Raw genomic sequence first — 16,599 nt, 5'->3', positions numbered from 1 at the left:
GCGACTGTAGCGTCCGAGAGACGGGCGGGCCCGAGCAGCACGATCCTGAGCGGCTAACTGTCCGAGAAACTGGGTGTCGAGAACCACGGAAGGGGTTCGTCGAGTCCGGTTCGGCTCTCTCGATCCGCGGTTTCGAGCTCGTCCTCCAGGGCTTCGGGATCCCAGTGGTGCTCACTCAGGTCGGCCATATCGTCGGCGAAATCGAGCAGCGTGTAGTCGTCGACGAGCCGTTCGAGCGTCTCCACCAGCGTCTCCCCGGGCTGGTTCTCCGATTCGACCCGCGCGTAGAGATCCGCCGGTCGCGTCTCGATCGATGGCCTCACCTCGACGTATCCGGCGTGTCAGCGGTTCGTTCGTCGGATCCGGTCTCAGCGGAAAACTCGAATTCGAGTCGTCCGCCGAGGACGTGCGTCCGGTCGATAAGCCCTGGGTTGACGAGTTCGACGGTACTCTCGACGACGAGTCGACCGTCCGACTCCGGCCATCGGGTGACCGGAAGCTCGATAAATACGGTTTCGTCGGCGATCTCACCGAACCGGTGGACTTCGAGGACCGCAGCCGATCCCTCTCGGAACAGCGACACGGACGGATGGGGTTCGTAGTCGCCCATAAACGGGCCTTGGAGCGAGAGCTGCGGCGGGGTTCCGTCACCGCCCAGCGCCACAAACCGCTGTGTGAGCGACTGCAGTTCGGTGTCCTCGGGGTGCGAGATCGACGTGAAGAAGTGTTCCGGCAAGGGGTCGAACCTGGGGTCGACGCCCACGGTGGCGAGAGCAGTGTCGTCTTCGCGAAATTCGAGGTATTTCCCATCATCACGGGGGTTGTCGTCGGGTTCCACCGTCGGGTCCGTGTGTTCGGTTCGCGATTCGACAGCACTACACCCTGCAGCGGGGATGGAGGCAGCGGTCAGGGCGGACGCGAGGAACGCGCGACGGCGCATGGGTGTCGGTTCGCTGGTACCGGCAAGAGTGTTAAGAAATAGGCGCCCAACTCCGAGCACTCACGTTCGAGTCACGGTCGAGAAACTCAGGACGGGGCCATCGGGTAACTATTTGTGCAGATCAGGTAGTGGATCGTGAATATCCGAGTTTATTATCTGAAAATTCGATAATTTCTCTTATTTCTGAAAGATCATACTAAACTTACCCGGTATAATTAAATTCTTCCTCGAAATACTCCGGATGGGATCGGGTCGCCGGCGCGGACAGCGACACCGGTTCCCGGTAGCTCATCTATGGTCCGAACCCAAATCCTGGTCGTCACACTTCTCCTCGTTGGAGCGGTGGCCGGCCCCGTAGCTGGTGCAGAGGCTGCCAGCGAGGAGAGGGTCTCCGCGACCGTAGACTCTGAACCGATCGGAGTCGAAACGACGCCGGTCGTCAGTGTTGAGGCGAAGCCGGTGGCAGGCGTCGAACCGAAATCAGTCGCTGTTCAGGGAACGACGACGGTACCGACGGACTGGGCACACCCGCACTCCCTTGAGGAGGTGGCGTCCAACCTCCTGACGACGGTCGGGACGATCGAGAGTTCGCCGGTGATGCTCGCGCCGATAGCCGGCGCCAGTCGGTACGGTGAGACGGAGACGCTGGACCACGAGACCAGGGAACGGCTGTTCGAGACAGTCCTCGACAGACCGGGTATTCACCTGGCCGGACTCGCTGATGCGGTCGGCGAGCCGCTTTCGACGGTCCGGTATCACAGCCGCGTGCTCCAGTCTGCGGGATTGATCGAGGCGGAAAAGTACCGGGGCTACAAGCGACAGTTCCCGGTTGCGTTGGACGGACCCGATCGAGCGCTGCAAACGGCACTCGTCTCTGAGGCCAAGCGCTCGGTACTGCTCTCGGTAGCCCGCACAGAGCCGGCGAGCGTCACGAGTTTGGCCCAGGAGCTCGACCGTGCCACGAGCACCGTCTCTCACCACCTCTCGCAGTTGGAGACGGACGGGCTCGTGGTTCGTGAACGGAACGGTGAAACCGTCGAGACGCGGGTGGCCCCGTCGGTCCGCGACGAGTTGGGAGACGGGACCTGACCCTTTCGACGGATCCTCCACAACGGATTTTTTGCGACGGCCAGATGCGACGAGCGTGGAGCAAGTTACCTACCAACGCGACCCGATGGAGGACCTCTTCGGGTTGCTGCGTGACCAACGGCGACGACTCGCCATCTACTACCTGCGCAACCACACAGAGACCGAGTCGATCAACGTCGGAACTCTCGCGACGGCCGTCGCGTCTCTGGAAACCGACGGGCAGCACCCCTGGCGAGCCGGAGAAAGATCCACCGAGAAGGGACGACACCCCGCCGATACGGGTGGGGAAGACGAACGGAACTCGACGGAACGGGTGGAGATCTCGCTGGTCCACACGCACCTGCCGAAACTCCACGAGCGTGGGATCGTCGAGTTCGATCGCGAGAACCGGAGCGTCGAGACCGCACACCCGCCGGACGAGTTCTGGGATGGCGTGCGGGACTGTCAGCGGTTCAGCGCCGAACTCGCCGGCACGAAAGTTGAGCACTGAACGGGTGGCTGTGATGCGCTCTTCGACCACACACCGGAACGAACGACACACGAAATGATCTTGACGAAACTCATCACGAGAGTACGACGGACGATCACCGGAGGCTCCAACGGCTCAGTATCGGATCCTCCGCCATCGGAACAGGACGAACAGACAAGCGAGAAACCGACTCCGTCGCTGTTTAGATGTCCATCCTGCGAATCAGTGTATGTGGCGATCGACAAGAAACAGTGTTCTCACTGCCAGGTAGCGGTCGCGTCGATCTGACTTCAAAATCGCATCGAGCGTGTCCCACCGCCGAATATCGAGACGATGCTGCGGAACCGATCCGTAGGCATACACGGGACTGACAGCGGGACCGTATGCTCTTTCTCTGAAACGGCCGTGTTGAAACCCGCAGCAGGTGATAGGTAGCGACCGTACGGAATACAGCGCGCGTATCGGTCACGAGGCGAGTCATCCCAATCTCCGTCTTTTGATGTTTCCAGACAGGCTAACGGGGGCAACACGGCAAGAATGTCTTGGTTATTTTCTGTCAGATGGGCCGTGACAGACCCACACCTACTACGAAGACATCAAAGACCGCTGTCGGGCGGAAGTTTTCAAGTTCCGAATCTCACATCACCTTCGGATATGAGTTACGATTAAGTATGGGTGGTGATACGTCATTGAATACGAACGTATGGGAGAGACAGTTAAGATCGAACGGTATACGGAAGTGATTATCGAAAGGGAACCTGACTACTATATTGTTGAGTGTCGCCACTGCCGGGGGACGGGACAAAAATATCCCGGCAAGGGGGGTTCAAATAGTGATAGAAAATATGAATGCCCTACCTGTGACGGGGTTGGTTTTAACAAAATAGCCGTAGGAAGTGGCGAGGAATTATATAAATGCCGTCATTGTCGCGGGACCGGTCAAAAATATCCCGGTAAAGGGGACACGAATAGTGATAGAAAATATGAATGCCCTACCTGCAGTGGATTGGGCGTTCTCACTCTTACTGGCCCACGAATTGAGTGCCAGCACTGCCGTGGGACCGGACAAAAGTATCCAAAGAAAAGCGACACGAATAGTGATAGAAAATATGAATGCCCTACCTGCGGTGGAAAGGGTTCAAATCACATCGATAAAATAAACTGAATTAGATTCCGCGTGGTTTACTAATCACCGGGATACTCCTGTTCGGAGCGGTCGTCTATTTCGTCCGAATCAATATGGATTAGCACCGGGCGACCGTGAGGGTACGCTGACTCCGATCTCGTGGCCGACACGACCTCTGTATTCAGCACGCAGTTCCTATCTGGTGGTGAGGGTTTCAACAGTGCCTCTAAAACAGAATGCGCTGAGAACGAACCCAGTCAACACCCATCGGTTCGGTCACCGACCGGAGAGTAGAGCGCACCCACCAGCTGACACCACAGACATAAGATTCCGAACACACAACGCCCTAAAATGAATGGTGGATTACCATTTCCGCGACATCGTCCAGAACTCGAAAGAGCTCAAAACGTTCGACGACGGTGTGCTCGTCGGCCGCGGCTGGCAGGCGATGTGTAAGACCTGTTCGACGGTCCACGAGACGGATCACTCGGAGTTCGACGTGCCGATAACGACATTCGACAACGGAGAAAAGCACATTCCGGTCGACGAGGAGGTCTTTCGATTCGTCGCAGAGATGCGTGCGTGGAATTGCTGTCACGAGGGAACGGAGCCGTACGATGGGTTTCCAGCGGCCCCAGAGACCCCATACGGAATAGAATTGGGATCGTCCCACAGAGAGTGAGAGAACTCTTCGCAGCGCCGAGGAAAGAGGGCGCGGCGACCTCAACGACTTCCACCAGCGCGTATCTGCAGGGAATGAGCGGGCGTCGTTCGAGTTGATGCTGAAGAAGGTGACCCCGGCCAACTGTCACGTTCAGTACACCCTCGGGAGAATCGGCGGACATCTCACAGCCATCTACAGAGGGCTCACAAGCGGAATTCGATTTCTCTGCGTTCGAGACGGCAGTCAAACGAGAGGTCGAGGATCGGGTCATCGAGGCGATCGCCGGGAGCATCGACAGGCATCGCGACGATACCGACAGAAGCCCAGGACTTAGGCCTGAGTTGCTGACGCGCGGTGTGTTCGACGGACTCGTCTCGGGTTCGTCGGACACGCGACCCGGAGTGCACCCTCCGGCGGTGGGTTGCGCGTCTCCCTGTCCGGCGATGGCACGGCGATGCTGGTCGGTATGGGCTTCGACGAGTCGGTCTGGCGTCGTTCGAGAGCCACGGACGGGTGGCGACGGCACCGACGCCGGCGTTCTCGCGCGGCCGAGAACGAGGAGAGGACTTAACCCCGTCATCGCCTAAGACGACCGCGTGCAGTCGCCGTACGACGTACTGGGAATCGACCCCGACGCCGACCGGGACGCGGTGGTTCGGGCGTATCGAAAGCGAGTGAAGGACGCTCACCCCGACCACGGCGGGTCGCTCGTGGAGTTCGAGCGCGTCCGACGCGCCTACGAACACATCACCGAGGGGCGCGACCCCTCCACGTTCGAGACCGACATCGACGACGGCCGCGGCCGTCGGAACGGAACGACGGAGGACGGGCGTTCCGGCTCTGGACGTCGGGACGACGGCCGACGCGGTTCGGAGCGGTCGCGAGGCGAATCCGGAGGGACGGAGGGATCCGACGAAGAGGGCGAGGATCGGAGTCTCGGACCGACCGTCGAGTACCTAGACTACGAGGTGCTCGAAGCCAACGGCTGGGAACTCACCGACGAGGACCTCTTCGAGAAGGCCGAGGCCGCGGACCTCGACGTCGACCGCCACGGGCTACTGGTCGTCGAGGACCGCGAGACGCTGCTGGAAGCGGCCGAGCGATACGGCTTCTCGTGGCCCTACGCGTGCCGCGGCGGCGCGTGTGCGAACTGCGCGGTCGCCGTGGTCGAGGGGGAAATCGAGATGCCGGTGAGCACCATCCTGACCGACGAGATGAAAGAACAGGGCGTCCGCCTCTCGTGTATCGGTCAGCCTGTCACCGACAATCTGAAGATCGTGTTCAACATCGAGCGGCTGCCCGGACTGGCGGAACTCCGGCTCCCGGCCGAGCAGTTCGAGAGCGCGCGAGCGGACGACTGACCGTACATTTGTGTCGGTCCTGCGCCAGGATCCGATGTCGCTGTCACCAACGTCGTGAGAACGGGACGAAGTTTCAAGACAGCAGCCGGCGTACACTCTGCCGGAGGCTACTCCGACTATGGATATTACTGATATTGCCACTCCTGATTTCGTCGAAGTCGACGTCGACAAGCGCCTGGGGAAGATTCGCGCCATCTTCGAGCGGGAGAACCCCCGAGGAATCGTCGTCACGGACGACGGCGAGTACGCCGGCGTCATCGGCGAGAAGCAGCTCGTCCGATCCCGGATGGAGGACGACACGAAGGCCTCCGTCGTGATGAAGTCCGCGCCGCGAGTGGACCGACACGAAGACGTCCGCGAGACCGCCCGGATGCTCGTGGAAGGCGACGTGAAGGTCGCACCCGTCTTCGAGGGCGAGAAACTGTACGGGGTCATCGCCAGCGACGCGATTCTCGAGGCCGTTCTCGACAGCCTCGACGCCATCTCTGTCGAGGACATCCAGACCGAAGACATCGTCAGCGTCGGCGAGAAGTCCCACGTCGGCCAGGCGATCAACAAGCTCCGCGAACATGGCATCTCCCGGTTACCGGTGGTCGACGAGGACAGCGGGAAGCTCACCGGCATCGTCACCACCCACGACCTCGTCGAGTTCGTCGTCCGCGACGACAGCCGGCAGGGCCGCGGCGACCGGCGCGGCGATCTCGACCGGATGCTCGATCTCCCCGTCTACGATCTGATGTCCTCGCCGGTCGTCACCGCGACGCCGTCGGAGACCGTCGAGGAGGCAGTCGAGCGGATGTTCGAGAACGACATCTCCGGTCTCGTCGTGACGCCCACCGAGAGCGACGCCGAGGTGCAGGGCATCGTGACGAAGACCGACGTCCTCCGGGCCCTCACGTTCACCGAGGAGTCGAGTATGGACGTCCAGATCACCAACGTCAGCCTGCTCGAAACGCTCTCGCGGGCGGAGGTCGTCGAGTCGATCACCTCCGTCGTCGACAAGTACCAGCAGATGCAGGTGCTCCACGCGCACGTCCGCTTCCACCAGCACAAGGAGAAGCTCCGCGGGACGCCGCTCATCCAGTGTCAGATCCGGCTGCGGACCAGCCACGGCCAGATCGCCGGGAGCGGCGAGGGATACGGCGCGGAACACGCCTTCCACGTCGCGCTCGACAAGCTCGAACGCAACGTCCTCGAACTGAAGGGTCTCAACGCCGACGAGAAGTACCGCGGGCAGCTGATTCGGAAGCTCGGCGAACTCTAAACCCGGTCGGTTTCTCCCGCTTTTTGCGGTTCAGCGCTCGACGCCCGAGAGCCCCCCGGCCGTGATTTCGAACGCCGACGACTCCCCCGCGGGTTTCGCCCGGTGTTTCTCCAGCGTCGCGCGACGGTTGCCGCCGCGGAACCGTTCGAGCCTGAGCACCGCGCCCGTCCAGTGTTCGAGCGTGTGGCCGCCGAGCGCTCGCGTTCGATCGCTGTCGGGATCGGTGAACACCTGGTTCGTGATGACCACCGCGAGGTCGTGCTTCCGCGCCAGGGAGAGCAGGTGCGTCACCTGGCTGGCCACGCGACGGAGCGAGTCGCCGGCGTCGGCGTCGCCGGTTCGTTCGAGCCGGTAGAAGCCGGTCGCGCTGTCGAGGACGATCAGCTCCGCGCGCTCGGCGAACTCGGCGGCGTCGCGGACGGCCTCCTCCTGCTCCTCGAAGTCGTGCGCCTCGGAGACGATGAGCCGCGAGGTGACGTCCTCGACGGACTGCCCCTCGCCCGTGGCGGCCTCCGCCAGCTGGCGGAACCGGTCGATCGAGAGCCCCTCGGTGTCGATGTAGACGGCCGTTTCGCCCGCGGCGGCGACCTGGACGGCCGACGAGAGCGCGACGTTCGTCTTCCCGGCCGCGGGCGGGCCGTAGAGCTGCGTGACGGTGCCGCGCTCGAAGCCACCGCCGAGCAGGTCGTCGAGGGCCCGACACCCCGTGGTGAGTGCGTCTGACACGCGGGTGTCTCGGTCGGCTTCGGCGAAAAACCCCCCGGTCCGAGCCCTCGAACGCGACGGGGCTGTCGAAGTCGAGGGACGAACGCGGCCGACTCGCACGACACCTTATATACTGAGCCGCCGAAGGACCGGAGCGTGATCGTCGTCGCGACCGACGACTTCGAGCTGTACCACGACGTCGTCGACGAACTGCGGGATCGCGGGGTGGCGTTCACCACCCAACAGCCCGGCGCGGAACTGCCCGACGGGACGCGGGTAGTGATCCGCTCGCCCGAGGACGGAGCGGTCGCTGACCGTGGACCGTCGGCAGCGACCGGCGGAGACACGTCGGGAGCCGCCGAGATCGACGTGGTCGTCGCGACGGCCGCGGAGGCCCGCCGCGCGGTCGAAGAGGCGGTCTCGATCCTCCGGGGCGGCGGCGGGCGGACGGTCGTCGGCGTCGACCCTGGCACGCGACCCGGGATCGCCGTCCTCACCGGCGACACCGTCGTCGCCGCGTTCCAGGTCCCGCTGGCTGACGCCGTCGAGACGATCCGGCGGGAGACCGCCGACGCCCCGAACCCGCTGGTCCGCATCGGCGACGGCTCGCGGCTCCAGGGCTCCCAACTGGTCAACGACCTCGACGACGTCACGGTCGAACTCGTCGACGAGACGGGGACGACGCCGTACCTCGGGACGGGGGCGCGCGGGATGGGCGACGTCCTCGCAGCGGTCAACATCGCGCGGCTCTCCGGCGAGGCGACGGACTCGCGGGAGATCGACCCGACCGCCGGCGAACTCCAACGCATCAAGGACCGCTCGCGGCAGGAATCGAGTGACGGCCGCACGATCGACGAGGGGCTCGCCCGGCGGGTCGCGGCCGGCGAACTGACGGTCGAGGAGGCCCTCGAAACGCACCGGGCCCGCGACGGCACGGACGACGCGGATCCCGCGGTCGACTGACGTGAGAGGCGACCACGGTGGGGAACACGAGTAGCAAGCGGAGGCCGAGTAGCAAGTGGCGGTCGAGTAGCAAGCGGGGTTGAGGCGGGATACCGGCCGTACCTTTAGGTCCGTGGGCGGCGTACCCAGACGCGTATGAGCGACAAAACCTCCGAAGCCGTAGAACGTGTCCGACAGGCGTTCGAAGACGCGGCGGACGACGCCGAAGAGATGAGCGAGAAGGCGCGACAGGAGGTCCAAGACGCGATTGACGACCTCGAAGCGCGCATCGATACGCTTCGAGACCGCGAGTAGCGATCCTCCACCGTCCGTCCCGCTCACTCCCCGTCGCGAACGGCCGATTCGGCCCGCCGCATCACTTCGCGAGCGGGTAGCCCGGTCGTTTCGGCGATCGCCGCCGCGGCGTCGTACTCGGCGCTGTAGTCGTAGACGGTTCCGTCGGCGTCGCTGGCGACTTTGACCGGGACCTCATAGCGCTCGCCGTCGATTTCGAGTACGGCGGTCCGGAACTCCCGCTCGGCCACCCAGCGATGCCCAGCGCCGTGCTCGCGGATCCCGAGCGTCCCGGTTTCGAACGCGAGCCGACGAGCCACGCGTTCGGCGTCCTCGGGCTTGACGACGACCTTCACGAGGTGGCCCGGCCGCGACTTCTTCATCGTGGCCGGGAGAACGCTCACGTCGAGCGCGCCGACGGCTTGGAGGGTCGACTGGAGGTTCCCGAGCACCTCGGGCGTCGCGTCGTCGAGGTTCGTCTCCAGGACGGTGATCGCCTCGCGGTCCAGGCGGTCTCCGCCGTCGCCGACGATGGCTCGCAGGACGTTCGGTCGGTCCGGGAAGTCGTAACCGCCCGCGCCGTAGCCCGCGGCGTCGACCGTCAGCGCGGGCAGCGCGTCGACGCCCTCGGCGACGTGCGCGAGGATCGCCGCGCCCGTGGGCGTGAGCAGTTCCGCGTCGACCGGGCCGCCCCGCAGCGACCACTCGGCGTCGGTCGCGATCTCGACGACCGCCGGGGCCGGGATCGGGTAGTCGCCGTGGGCCATTCCCTGCGTGCCGCCGCCCGTCGCGAGCGGCGTCGTGACGACCCGCTCGACGCCGAGGTCATCGAGGAGAAGCGCAACGCCGACGACGTCCGCGATAGCGTCGTCCGCGCCGACCTCGTGGAAGTGCGTCGCGTCGAGATCGGTGTCGTGAACCGTCGATTCGGCCTCGCCGAGGCGGCGGAAGATGGCCGTCGCGTCCGACTCGACCCGGTCGGGGAGTCCCATCGACTCGACGATTTCGACGACCTCGGCGTACGTCCGGTGCGGCCCGTGGCCCTCTGCGGGCGTCGCGCCCGAGTCGTGGTCGCCGTGAGAGTGATCGGGATCGGCGTGGGTGTGGCTGTGAGCGTGATCAGCGTGGGTATGGTTGTGAGACTGATCGTGGTCGTGGCTATGCCCGAGGTGGTATTTGTGCCCGGGTTCAGCGTCCGACTCGTCTCCTCGATCGTCGCTGTCGGGGTCCGCGTCGTCGGTCGCAGAGCGCCGCGATCCGTCCGCGTCGTCGATCAGCACCCGGACGCTCGTGGCCGCAATTCCGTTCTTGTCGACGGTCTCCACGTCGTATCGGACGTCGAGCGCGTCCTCCACGGGGGAGAGCGCGTCGCGGTCCGCGCCGGCCGAGAGGAGCGCGCCCAACAGCATATCGCCGCTGGCACCCATCCGGCCGTCGAAGGCGAGTGTGCGCATACGCGAGTACTCGCGGCGACGGGGCAAAGGTCCACGCATCGATGCCGGTGTCGGTAAGGATTTGTATCCCCGCGGACAACATTGGTATAGCGTGTCACAGTAGGGGGCAGGGATCCGCGTCGGGGACGGCGCAGGAAAGGACTTAACCCCGGTCGTGACCGACTGGCGGGACGTATCCCCGCGACCCAATCATGAACGAAGTTCAACTCGAAGTGGCGAAGGCGTACCCGAACGACTCGGGCCGCGGTATCGCCCGTCTCGACCCGGACACGTTGCTCCATCTGAAGCTCTCGCCGGGCGACATCATCGAAATCGAGGGCGCCGAGACCACCGCGGCGAAGGTGTGGCGCGCGGACCGGCAGGACTGGAACACCGACACGGTCCGCATCGACGGCTTCACGCGACAGAACGCCGACGTCAGCATCGGCGAGCGCGTGACGATCCGAAAAGCCGAGGAAACGAAGGCGGAGAAACTCGTTCTCGCGCCGCCGGAGGAGGCGAGCGTGCAGTTCGGCTCCGACGCCGCCGGGATGGTCAAACGGCAGATCCTCAAGCGGCCGGTCGTCGAGCGCGACATCGTCCCGGTGATGTCGTCGACGAACCACCCGTTTATGCGGTCGCCCGGGCAGGCGATTCCGCTCATCGCGGTCGAGACCGAACCCGACGGCGTCTGTCTCGTCACCGAGGACACCGAGGTCGAACTCCGCGAGGAGCCTATCTCGGGCTTCGAGAAGACCGGCGGCGGGATCACCTACGAGGACATCGGCGGCCTCCAGAACGAGATCCAGCGCGTCCGCGAGATGGTCGAACTCCCGATGAAGCACCCGCAGATCTTCAAGAAACTCGGGATCGAGCCGCCGCAGGGCGTGCTGCTCCACGGGCCGCCCGGGACCGGGAAGACGCTGCTCGCGAAGGCCGTCGCCAACGAGACCTCCGCGAGTTTCTTCTCGATCGCCGGCCCGGAGATCATCTCGAAGTACTACGGCGAGTCCGAACAGCAGTTGCGCGAGATCTTCGAGGACGCCACCGAGGAGTCGCCGTCGATCATCTTCATCGACGAACTCGACTCGATCGCGCCGAAGCGCGACGACGTGACCGGCGAGGTCGAGCGCCGCGTCGTCGCCCAACTGCTGACGATGATGGATGGCTTAGAGACGCGCGGGGAGGTCATCGTCATCGCGGCGACGAACCGCGTCGACAGCGTCGATCCGGCGCTGCGCCGGCCCGGCCGCTTCGACCGCGAGATCGAGATCGGCGTCCCCGACGAGGTGGGTCGCAAGGAGATCCTCCAGATCCACACCCGCGGGATGCCGCTGTCGGACGACGTCTCGCTCGATCACCTCGCCGACGAGACCCACGGCTTCGTCGGCGCTGACATCGAGTCGCTGACGAAGGAGGCGGCGATGAAGGCGCTCCGCCGATACCTCCCGGAGATCGACCTCGACGAGGAGGACATCCCGCCGAGCCTCATCGACCGGATGATCGTCAAGCGCCAGGACTTCCAGGGCGCGCTCGCGGACGTCGAACCCTCGGCGATGCGGGAGGTGCTCGTCGAACTCCCGAAGGTGTCGTGGGACGACGTCGGCGGCCTCGAAGACCCCAAACAGACGGTCAAAGAGAGCGTCGAGTGGCCGTTGACCTCCCAGGACCGGTTCGACCGGATGGGTATCGACCCGCCGAAGGGCGTGCTGCTCTACGGGCCCCCAGGGACAGGAAAGACCCTCATCGCGAAGGCCGTCGCCAACGAGACGAACGCGAACTTCATCTCGGTCCGGGGGCCGCAACTGCTCTCGAAGTGGGTCGGCGAGTCCGAGAAGGCGATTCGCCAGACGTTCCGGAAGGCCCGACAGGTCAGCCCGACGATCATCTTCTTCGACGAGCTCGACAGCCTCGCGCCGAGTCGGGGCGGCGAGACCGGCAACAACGTCTCCGAGCGTGTCGTCAACCAACTCCTGACGGAACTGGACGGGTTGGAGGAGAACGGCGACGTGATGGTGATCGCCGCGACCAACCGACCGGACATGATCGACCCCGCCCTGATCCGCTCGGGGCGGTTCGATCGGCTGGTGCTCATCGGTCAACCCGAGGAGGAGGGCCGCGAGCAGATCCTGAAGATACACACCCGCAACTCGCCGCTCGCGCCCGACGTGAGCCTGCGCGAAATCGCGGAGATCACCGACGGCTACGTCGGCTCGGACCTCCAGACCATCGCTCGCGAGGCCGCTATCGAGGCGCTTCGCGAGGACGACGACGCCGAGGAGATCGAGATGCGGCACTTCCGGCAGGCGATGGAGTCCGTGCGGCCGACGATCACGGACGACCTGCTCGACTACTACGAGCAGATGCAGGACCAGTTCAAGGGTGGCACCCGCGAGGGCATCGGCGAGCGCCGCGACGGCCGGATCGGGTTCCAGTAACGGTTTCGGGCTCGTCCCGATCGAATCTGAGGATTTTTCGACTATCTGATATTACGATAACGTCGGCGTAACCACCTGATACCGGTGTCCGCGAGAGATTAAGTGATTCACGAGCGTAGCGTTCGGTGTCGAAACCGACACACTCTCGCAGATGTCTCAACAGAAATCCGACTACGTAGACGACACCGAAATCGACGCAACGCTCGACGAACTCGCCGACGACGAGACCGTCGAAGAGACCGTGGCGAATCTCGAAGCCAACGGGTTCGAGGTCGTCGTCGTCGACTCGGCCGACGACGCGCTCGAAGCGGTGAAATCCCAGATTCCCGCGGGCGCGTCCGTGATGAACGGCCACTCGACGACCCTCGAAGAGATCGGGTTCGACGACTATCTCTCGGAGGGCGACCACGAGTGGGAGAGCCTCCCGGACCAGATCTGGAGCATCGACGACGACGCCGAACGGCAGGCCGCCCGTCGCGAGTCCCAGACCGCGGACTACTTCCTCGGCGGCATCAACGCCATCTCGGAGACCGGCGAACTCGTCGCTGCGGACCTCTCGGGCAGCCGAATCGGCGCGTACCCCTTCGCCGCGAGCAACGTGGTCATCGTCAGCGGGGTGAACAAGATCGTGCCGACGCTCGACGACGCCCTGGATCGACTCGAATCCGTGGCGTACCCGCTCGAAAACGAGCGCGCCCAGGAAGCCTACGGCGTCGAGTCCGCGATCGCGAAACAGCTCATCTTCCGACAGGAAGTCGAGGAGGGCCGCACGACGATCGTGCTCGTCCGCGACCAACTGGGCTACTGATCGACGCCGCTTCCCCCCGCCGACGGTTCACCTGACGATCGTCACCGGGATCGGCGACCGCCGAGCAACGTGTTCGGCGACGCTCCCGAGCACCAGCCGCGAGACGCCGCGGCGGCCGTGGCTCCCGACGACGACGTGGTCGACGCCGCGTTCGCGCGCCTCCTCGACGATGGTCGCCGCCGGCCGCCCGACCTCGATCGCCGTTTCGACGTCGCCGTCGACCTCTAACTGGGCTCGGGCTTCGTCGAGTATCTCCTCGGCCTCGGATTTCGCCTCCCGGAACCACTCCTCGGACCCGCTCGGGAGGACGCCGGCCCGGTAGCCCGCCTGCACCGGATTGATGACGTGAAGCAGGGTCACGTCGACGTCGTCCCACTCGGCGGAGACGAATCCGATCGCCTGCAGCGACTGCGGGGAGCCGTCGACGGGGACGAGCACGTGCCTCGGCATAGGTTCGGATACAGCGGCGGGGTACAAAAAACGGGCCCCGACGGGAACGCTCGGTCCCTGTGGACGCCACCGCGGTCTCGCTGCAGATCCCGATGTGACTCTCTACGGAGCGACGCTCCGCGGAACCCAATACGTTTCGCTGCGGACCGCCTCGCGCTCCCGCTCACTCCCCGTGGCGGGTGAGACAGACCGGGAGCCCCACGAGTTCGACCGGTTCGGAGTTGTCGGGTGAGTAGACGACGAGTTGGCCCTTCTCCATATACGGGACCTTGTCCTCCAGTTCGGGCGGGATGTTGACGCTCTTGATGGCGTCCTCGTCGCCGAGGTTGAGCACCAGCCGGGTGTTGATCTGCTTGAAGACCGACTCGGCGACGTCCTGGGGGTCCTGCGTGACCAGAAAGAGCCCCAGCCGCTCCTTGCGACCCTGCTTGGCCGCCTCGGTGAACTTCGAGATGACCTTCCGCGCCTGGACGTTGTCCGCGTCCGCGAGGAAGTTGTGCGCTTCGTCCATCCCCAGGAGCAGCGGCGTCTCCTTGATCCGCTCGGAGTCGGGCGCGTTCGAGAGCTTGTCGTCGATCAGCAGACTGGAGACCGCGAGGACGAACAGCTCCTTCGCGCGGCTCGTCGAGAGGTGGTACGTCGGGATCACCGTCAGCCCGCCGGGGCGGACGAGCTCGTGATCCAGTTCCGTGATCGGCCGCGCCGACTGGTCGAAGACACCCTCCGGGACGCCGTGGACGCGGCGCTTGACCGCATCGAACGTCGCCTCGTGGACGCGTCCCGACTCGTCGAGTTCCTCTCGCAGCGCGGGGTCGTCGAGGAAGGTCAGGAACTCCGCGTACGTCCCGCCGTTCCCGTACTCGCGGAAGAATCGGTTCAACAGGTGGGTCAGCGCGGGATACTGGTTCTCGTTGAGGCTGCTGCCCGCGACGAGCCACGGTCGGTCCCGCGCCATCGAGAACGGGATCGTGAACTCCAACTGCTCGGCACGGTGGCCGTCGCCGCCGTACGGGACGCCGTCCTCTTTGGGCACCAGCGCGATGGTGTCGTCGTGGCCGCCGTGGACGATCCCCTCGCGCTCGTAGCGCCGCGCGGTCGACTCGTCCATCGAGGGGTTGTCGTCGTGCATCTGGGCGTACTCGTCCTGCGGGTCGAACTGGACGACCGCGAGGCGCGCCGAGCGGCCGTCGTCCATCTCGTACGTTCGATCCTCCGCTAAGAGTTGTCGCAGGACGTTCTTCGTCGCGTGCGTCTTCCCCGACCCCGTGCCGCCGGCGACGAGAGTGTGCCGGAACACGAGCGGGTCGCCGTCGTCGTAGTCGTCTCTGAGTCGGTAGTCGATCGTCGGCGGCCGGGCCGCCGTACGGACCTTCTCGCCGCCGACCGAGAGGTGGCCCAGGAAGATGCCCTCGGCGGGAATCGCCAGCCCGGTCTTGATCTGCGCGGGATCGGTCGCCTCGGCGACCACCGCGCCGGGCTTTGGGACGCGGTCGACCATCCGACGTTTCAGTTCCTCGTCGGGGTCAGTAGTGTCCGTTCCGACGGCAGTACCGCCGTCCCCGACGTCGTCGGCGGCGGCCGCGTTCCGGTCCTCGAATAGTACCGCAAGCGGCGCGAGCGACGCCACGAACTTGTAGTCGCGCTCCTCGAAGTCGTCGCGGCGCATCGCGCGCCGGGCGTGGATCTCGGTCGCGTCGTCGGTCTGGAACTCCTGGGCATACTCCAGGGCGGTGATCCGCGAGAACAGCAGTTCGTCGTCCGGATAGGGAACGAGCAGGTACTTTCCGAGGCGGACGCTCTCGCGGTTGTCAGTGGTGACGTACGCCCTGAGCGTGGTGTCGTCGCCGTCCTCGGCGACCCGGAGGCCCTGTGAGACGGCGATCGCACCCAGTCCCCGATCCTCGCCCGCCGGCGAGACGTCGTAGCTCTCGAACGCGTCGCCGCCCTGGGTTTTCCCGTCGACGTCACCGCCGCCGTCGCCAGCGGTCGTCCGTCCGCCGCTGTCGTTGCCGACGGTCTCTCCGTCGTCGCTCCCCCGGCTCGTTCCGTCTGTCGCGGGCGAGGCGTCGCCTGCGGTCCGTCGGTCGTCGTCGTCGGCCCGCCCCGACGAGCGGTCCTCGCCGCCGGGCTCGAAGTCCCCGAGATCCATCTCGTCTCGGAACAGCGGCGGCAGCGACTAAAACGCCTCGCCCAGCGGCGCGGGTCGGTCGCCCCGTCAGCCGCCCGTCTGCCGCGTCGCTTTTACCGGCCGGGATCCAACCGTACGTATGCTTCTTATCCGCGGTCACGCAGGGGGGACCACGCTCACTGGAACGATCTTCGAGCGTGGGGAGCGCGCGCCCTCGTACAAGGGAGCGCCCGACGAAGACGCCCCCTACGTCTGGGTCTGCGACGAGTTCTACGAGGTCGAGAGCGGCGGCTCGGAGACGACTATCGACGGCGAGACGGTCAACGTCGCCTTCGAGTCGCCGATGCCCCGCGGCTTCGAGACGCGCGAGCGAGCGATCGAGGCGGCCAAAGCACACGTCCGAACGCAGTTCGCCCGCGTCGGCGTCCCCGAGTCGGCGGTCCGGATCGAGGTGATCAAAGAGGAACCGGGCGCGGAGCACTCCTGAT

The 16,599-nt window shown here is 65.1% G+C and carries 16 protein-coding genes; 10 read left to right on the top strand and 6 right to left on the bottom strand.

Annotated elements, in window-relative coordinates:
• Positions 1–53 precede the first annotated feature (53 nt).
• The gene (locus NO360_RS01150) at positions 54–323 is read right to left on the bottom strand and encodes a hypothetical protein (protein ID WP_256305546.1); all 270 of its coding nucleotides are present in this window, start codon (positions 321–323) and stop codon (positions 54–56) included.
• Entirely contained in the window at positions 320–940 is a 621-nt protein-coding gene (locus NO360_RS01145; RefSeq protein WP_256305545.1) for a DUF8121 family protein, read from the bottom strand. Before NO360_RS01145 ends, NO360_RS01150 begins: the two co-directional genes overlap by 4 nt.
• Before the next feature lie 294 nt (positions 941–1,234).
• On the opposite strand from NO360_RS01145, the gene NO360_RS01140 reads away from it, so the two are divergent.
• From NO360_RS01140 to NO360_RS01120, 5 genes are all read left to right on the top strand, one after another.
• Entirely contained in the window at positions 1,235–2,029 is a 795-nt protein-coding gene (locus NO360_RS01140; protein ID WP_256305544.1) for a winged helix-turn-helix transcriptional regulator, read from the top strand.
• A 55-nt stretch (positions 2,030–2,084) separates the two neighbouring features.
• Positions 2,085–2,519, top strand: a complete 435-nt coding sequence (locus tag NO360_RS01135) for a DUF7344 domain-containing protein (RefSeq protein WP_256305543.1) — start codon at positions 2,085–2,087, stop codon at positions 2,517–2,519.
• A 1,460-nt stretch (positions 2,520–3,979) separates the two neighbouring features.
• Positions 3,980–4,306 carry a hypothetical protein gene (locus NO360_RS01130; RefSeq protein WP_256305542.1) on the top strand — a complete coding sequence of 109 codons (327 nt, stop codon included), beginning with the start codon at positions 3,980–3,982 and terminating at the stop codon, positions 4,304–4,306.
• 578 nt (positions 4,307–4,884) lie between these two features.
• Positions 4,885–5,649: a ferredoxin Fer gene (gene fer / locus NO360_RS01125; protein ID WP_256305541.1), complete on the top strand. Its 765-nt coding sequence runs from the start codon at positions 4,885–4,887 to the stop codon at positions 5,647–5,649.
• Positions 5,650–5,767: 118 nt separating this feature from the next.
• Complete coding sequence (locus tag NO360_RS01120; RefSeq protein ID WP_256305540.1) at positions 5,768–6,913, top strand: CBS domain-containing protein; 1,146 nt, start codon at positions 5,768–5,770, stop codon at positions 6,911–6,913.
• 30 nt (positions 6,914–6,943) lie between these two features.
• Here the strand turns inward: NO360_RS01120 and radB are convergent, their stop codons facing one another.
• The gene (gene radB / locus NO360_RS01115) at positions 6,944–7,639 is read right to left on the bottom strand and encodes a DNA repair and recombination protein RadB (protein WP_256305539.1); all 696 of its coding nucleotides are present in this window, start codon (positions 7,637–7,639) and stop codon (positions 6,944–6,946) included.
• Between the two features lie 135 nt (positions 7,640–7,774).
• Between radB and NO360_RS01110 the strand changes: the two genes are divergently transcribed.
• Together NO360_RS01110 and NO360_RS01105 are read left to right on the top strand one after the other, a co-directional pair.
• A complete protein-coding gene (locus NO360_RS01110; RefSeq protein ID WP_256305538.1) occupies positions 7,775–8,581 on the top strand; it encodes a hypothetical protein in 807 nt (268 codons plus the stop codon).
• Positions 8,582–8,716: 135 nt separating this feature from the next.
• Complete coding sequence (locus tag NO360_RS01105) at positions 8,717–8,875, top strand: hypothetical protein (protein WP_256305537.1); 159 nt, start codon at positions 8,717–8,719, stop codon at positions 8,873–8,875.
• A gap of 23 nt (positions 8,876–8,898) precedes the next feature.
• Here NO360_RS01105 and larC read toward each other — a convergent pair whose 3' ends face one another.
• Positions 8,899–10,308: a nickel pincer cofactor biosynthesis protein LarC gene (gene larC / locus NO360_RS01100; RefSeq protein WP_256305536.1), complete on the bottom strand. Its 1,410-nt coding sequence runs from the start codon at positions 10,306–10,308 to the stop codon at positions 8,899–8,901.
• A 191-nt stretch (positions 10,309–10,499) separates the two neighbouring features.
• Here larC and NO360_RS01095 point away from each other — a divergent pair, with 191 nt between their 5' ends.
• Both NO360_RS01095 and NO360_RS01090 read left to right on the top strand, forming a co-directional pair.
• A complete protein-coding gene (locus NO360_RS01095; RefSeq protein WP_256305535.1) occupies positions 10,500–12,725 on the top strand; it encodes a CDC48 family AAA ATPase in 2,226 nt (741 codons plus the stop codon).
• Positions 12,726–12,876: 151 nt separating this feature from the next.
• Positions 12,877–13,533 carry a lactate utilization protein gene (locus NO360_RS01090; RefSeq protein ID WP_256305534.1) on the top strand — a complete coding sequence of 219 codons (657 nt, stop codon included), beginning with the start codon at positions 12,877–12,879 and terminating at the stop codon, positions 13,531–13,533.
• A 27-nt stretch (positions 13,534–13,560) separates the two neighbouring features.
• On the opposite strand, the gene NO360_RS01085 is transcribed toward NO360_RS01090, so the two are convergent.
• Both NO360_RS01085 and NO360_RS01080 read right to left on the bottom strand, forming a co-directional pair.
• Complete coding sequence (locus NO360_RS01085) at positions 13,561–13,983, bottom strand: universal stress protein (RefSeq protein ID WP_256305533.1); 423 nt, start codon at positions 13,981–13,983, stop codon at positions 13,561–13,563.
• A 163-nt stretch (positions 13,984–14,146) separates the two neighbouring features.
• Complete coding sequence (locus tag NO360_RS01080) at positions 14,147–16,132, bottom strand: ATP-binding protein (RefSeq protein ID WP_256305532.1); 1,986 nt, start codon at positions 16,130–16,132, stop codon at positions 14,147–14,149.
• A gap of 118 nt (positions 16,133–16,250) precedes the next feature.
• On the opposite strand from NO360_RS01080, the gene NO360_RS01075 reads away from it, so the two are divergent.
• Entirely contained in the window at positions 16,251–16,598 is a 348-nt protein-coding gene (locus NO360_RS01075; RefSeq protein WP_256305531.1) for a DUF7113 family protein, read from the top strand.
• Position 16,599: the final 1 nt, after the last annotated feature.

The sequence above is a fragment of the Halobellus litoreus genome, from assembly GCF_024464595.1.
Classification (GTDB): Archaea; Halobacteriota; Halobacteria; order Halobacteriales; family Haloferacaceae; genus Haloquadratum; species Haloquadratum litoreum.
The sequence above is the reverse complement of the archived record's forward strand: the minus strand, read 5'-3'. Positions and strand labels throughout refer to the sequence as shown.

Excerpts from the sequence above, each read along its gene's own strand:
- NO360_RS01145 (WP_256305545.1), bottom strand. The coding sequence starts at position 940 with ATGCGCCGTCGCGCGTTCCTCGCGTCCGCCCTGACCGCTGCCTCCATC.
- NO360_RS01140 (WP_256305544.1), top strand. The coding sequence starts at position 1,235 with ATGGTCCGAACCCAAATCCTGGTCGTCACACTTCTCCTCGTTGGAGCG.
- NO360_RS01130 (WP_256305542.1), top strand. The coding sequence starts at position 3,980 with ATGGTGGATTACCATTTCCGCGACATCGTCCAGAACTCGAAAGAGCTC.
- NO360_RS01120 (WP_256305540.1), top strand. The coding sequence starts at position 5,768 with ATGGATATTACTGATATTGCCACTCCTGATTTCGTCGAAGTCGACGTC.
- NO360_RS01105 (WP_256305537.1), top strand. The coding sequence starts at position 8,717 with ATGAGCGACAAAACCTCCGAAGCCGTAGAACGTGTCCGACAGGCGTTC.
- larC (WP_256305536.1), bottom strand. The coding sequence starts at position 10,308 with ATGCGCACACTCGCCTTCGACGGCCGGATGGGTGCCAGCGGCGATATG.
- NO360_RS01095 (WP_256305535.1), top strand. The coding sequence starts at position 10,500 with ATGAACGAAGTTCAACTCGAAGTGGCGAAGGCGTACCCGAACGACTCG.
- NO360_RS01090 (WP_256305534.1), top strand. The coding sequence starts at position 12,877 with ATGTCTCAACAGAAATCCGACTACGTAGACGACACCGAAATCGACGCA.
- NO360_RS01085 (WP_256305533.1), bottom strand. The coding sequence starts at position 13,983 with ATGCCGAGGCACGTGCTCGTCCCCGTCGACGGCTCCCCGCAGTCGCTG.
- NO360_RS01080 (WP_256305532.1), bottom strand. The coding sequence starts at position 16,132 with ATGGATCTCGGGGACTTCGAGCCCGGCGGCGAGGACCGCTCGTCGGGG.
- NO360_RS01075 (WP_256305531.1), top strand. The coding sequence starts at position 16,251 with ATGCTTCTTATCCGCGGTCACGCAGGGGGGACCACGCTCACTGGAACG.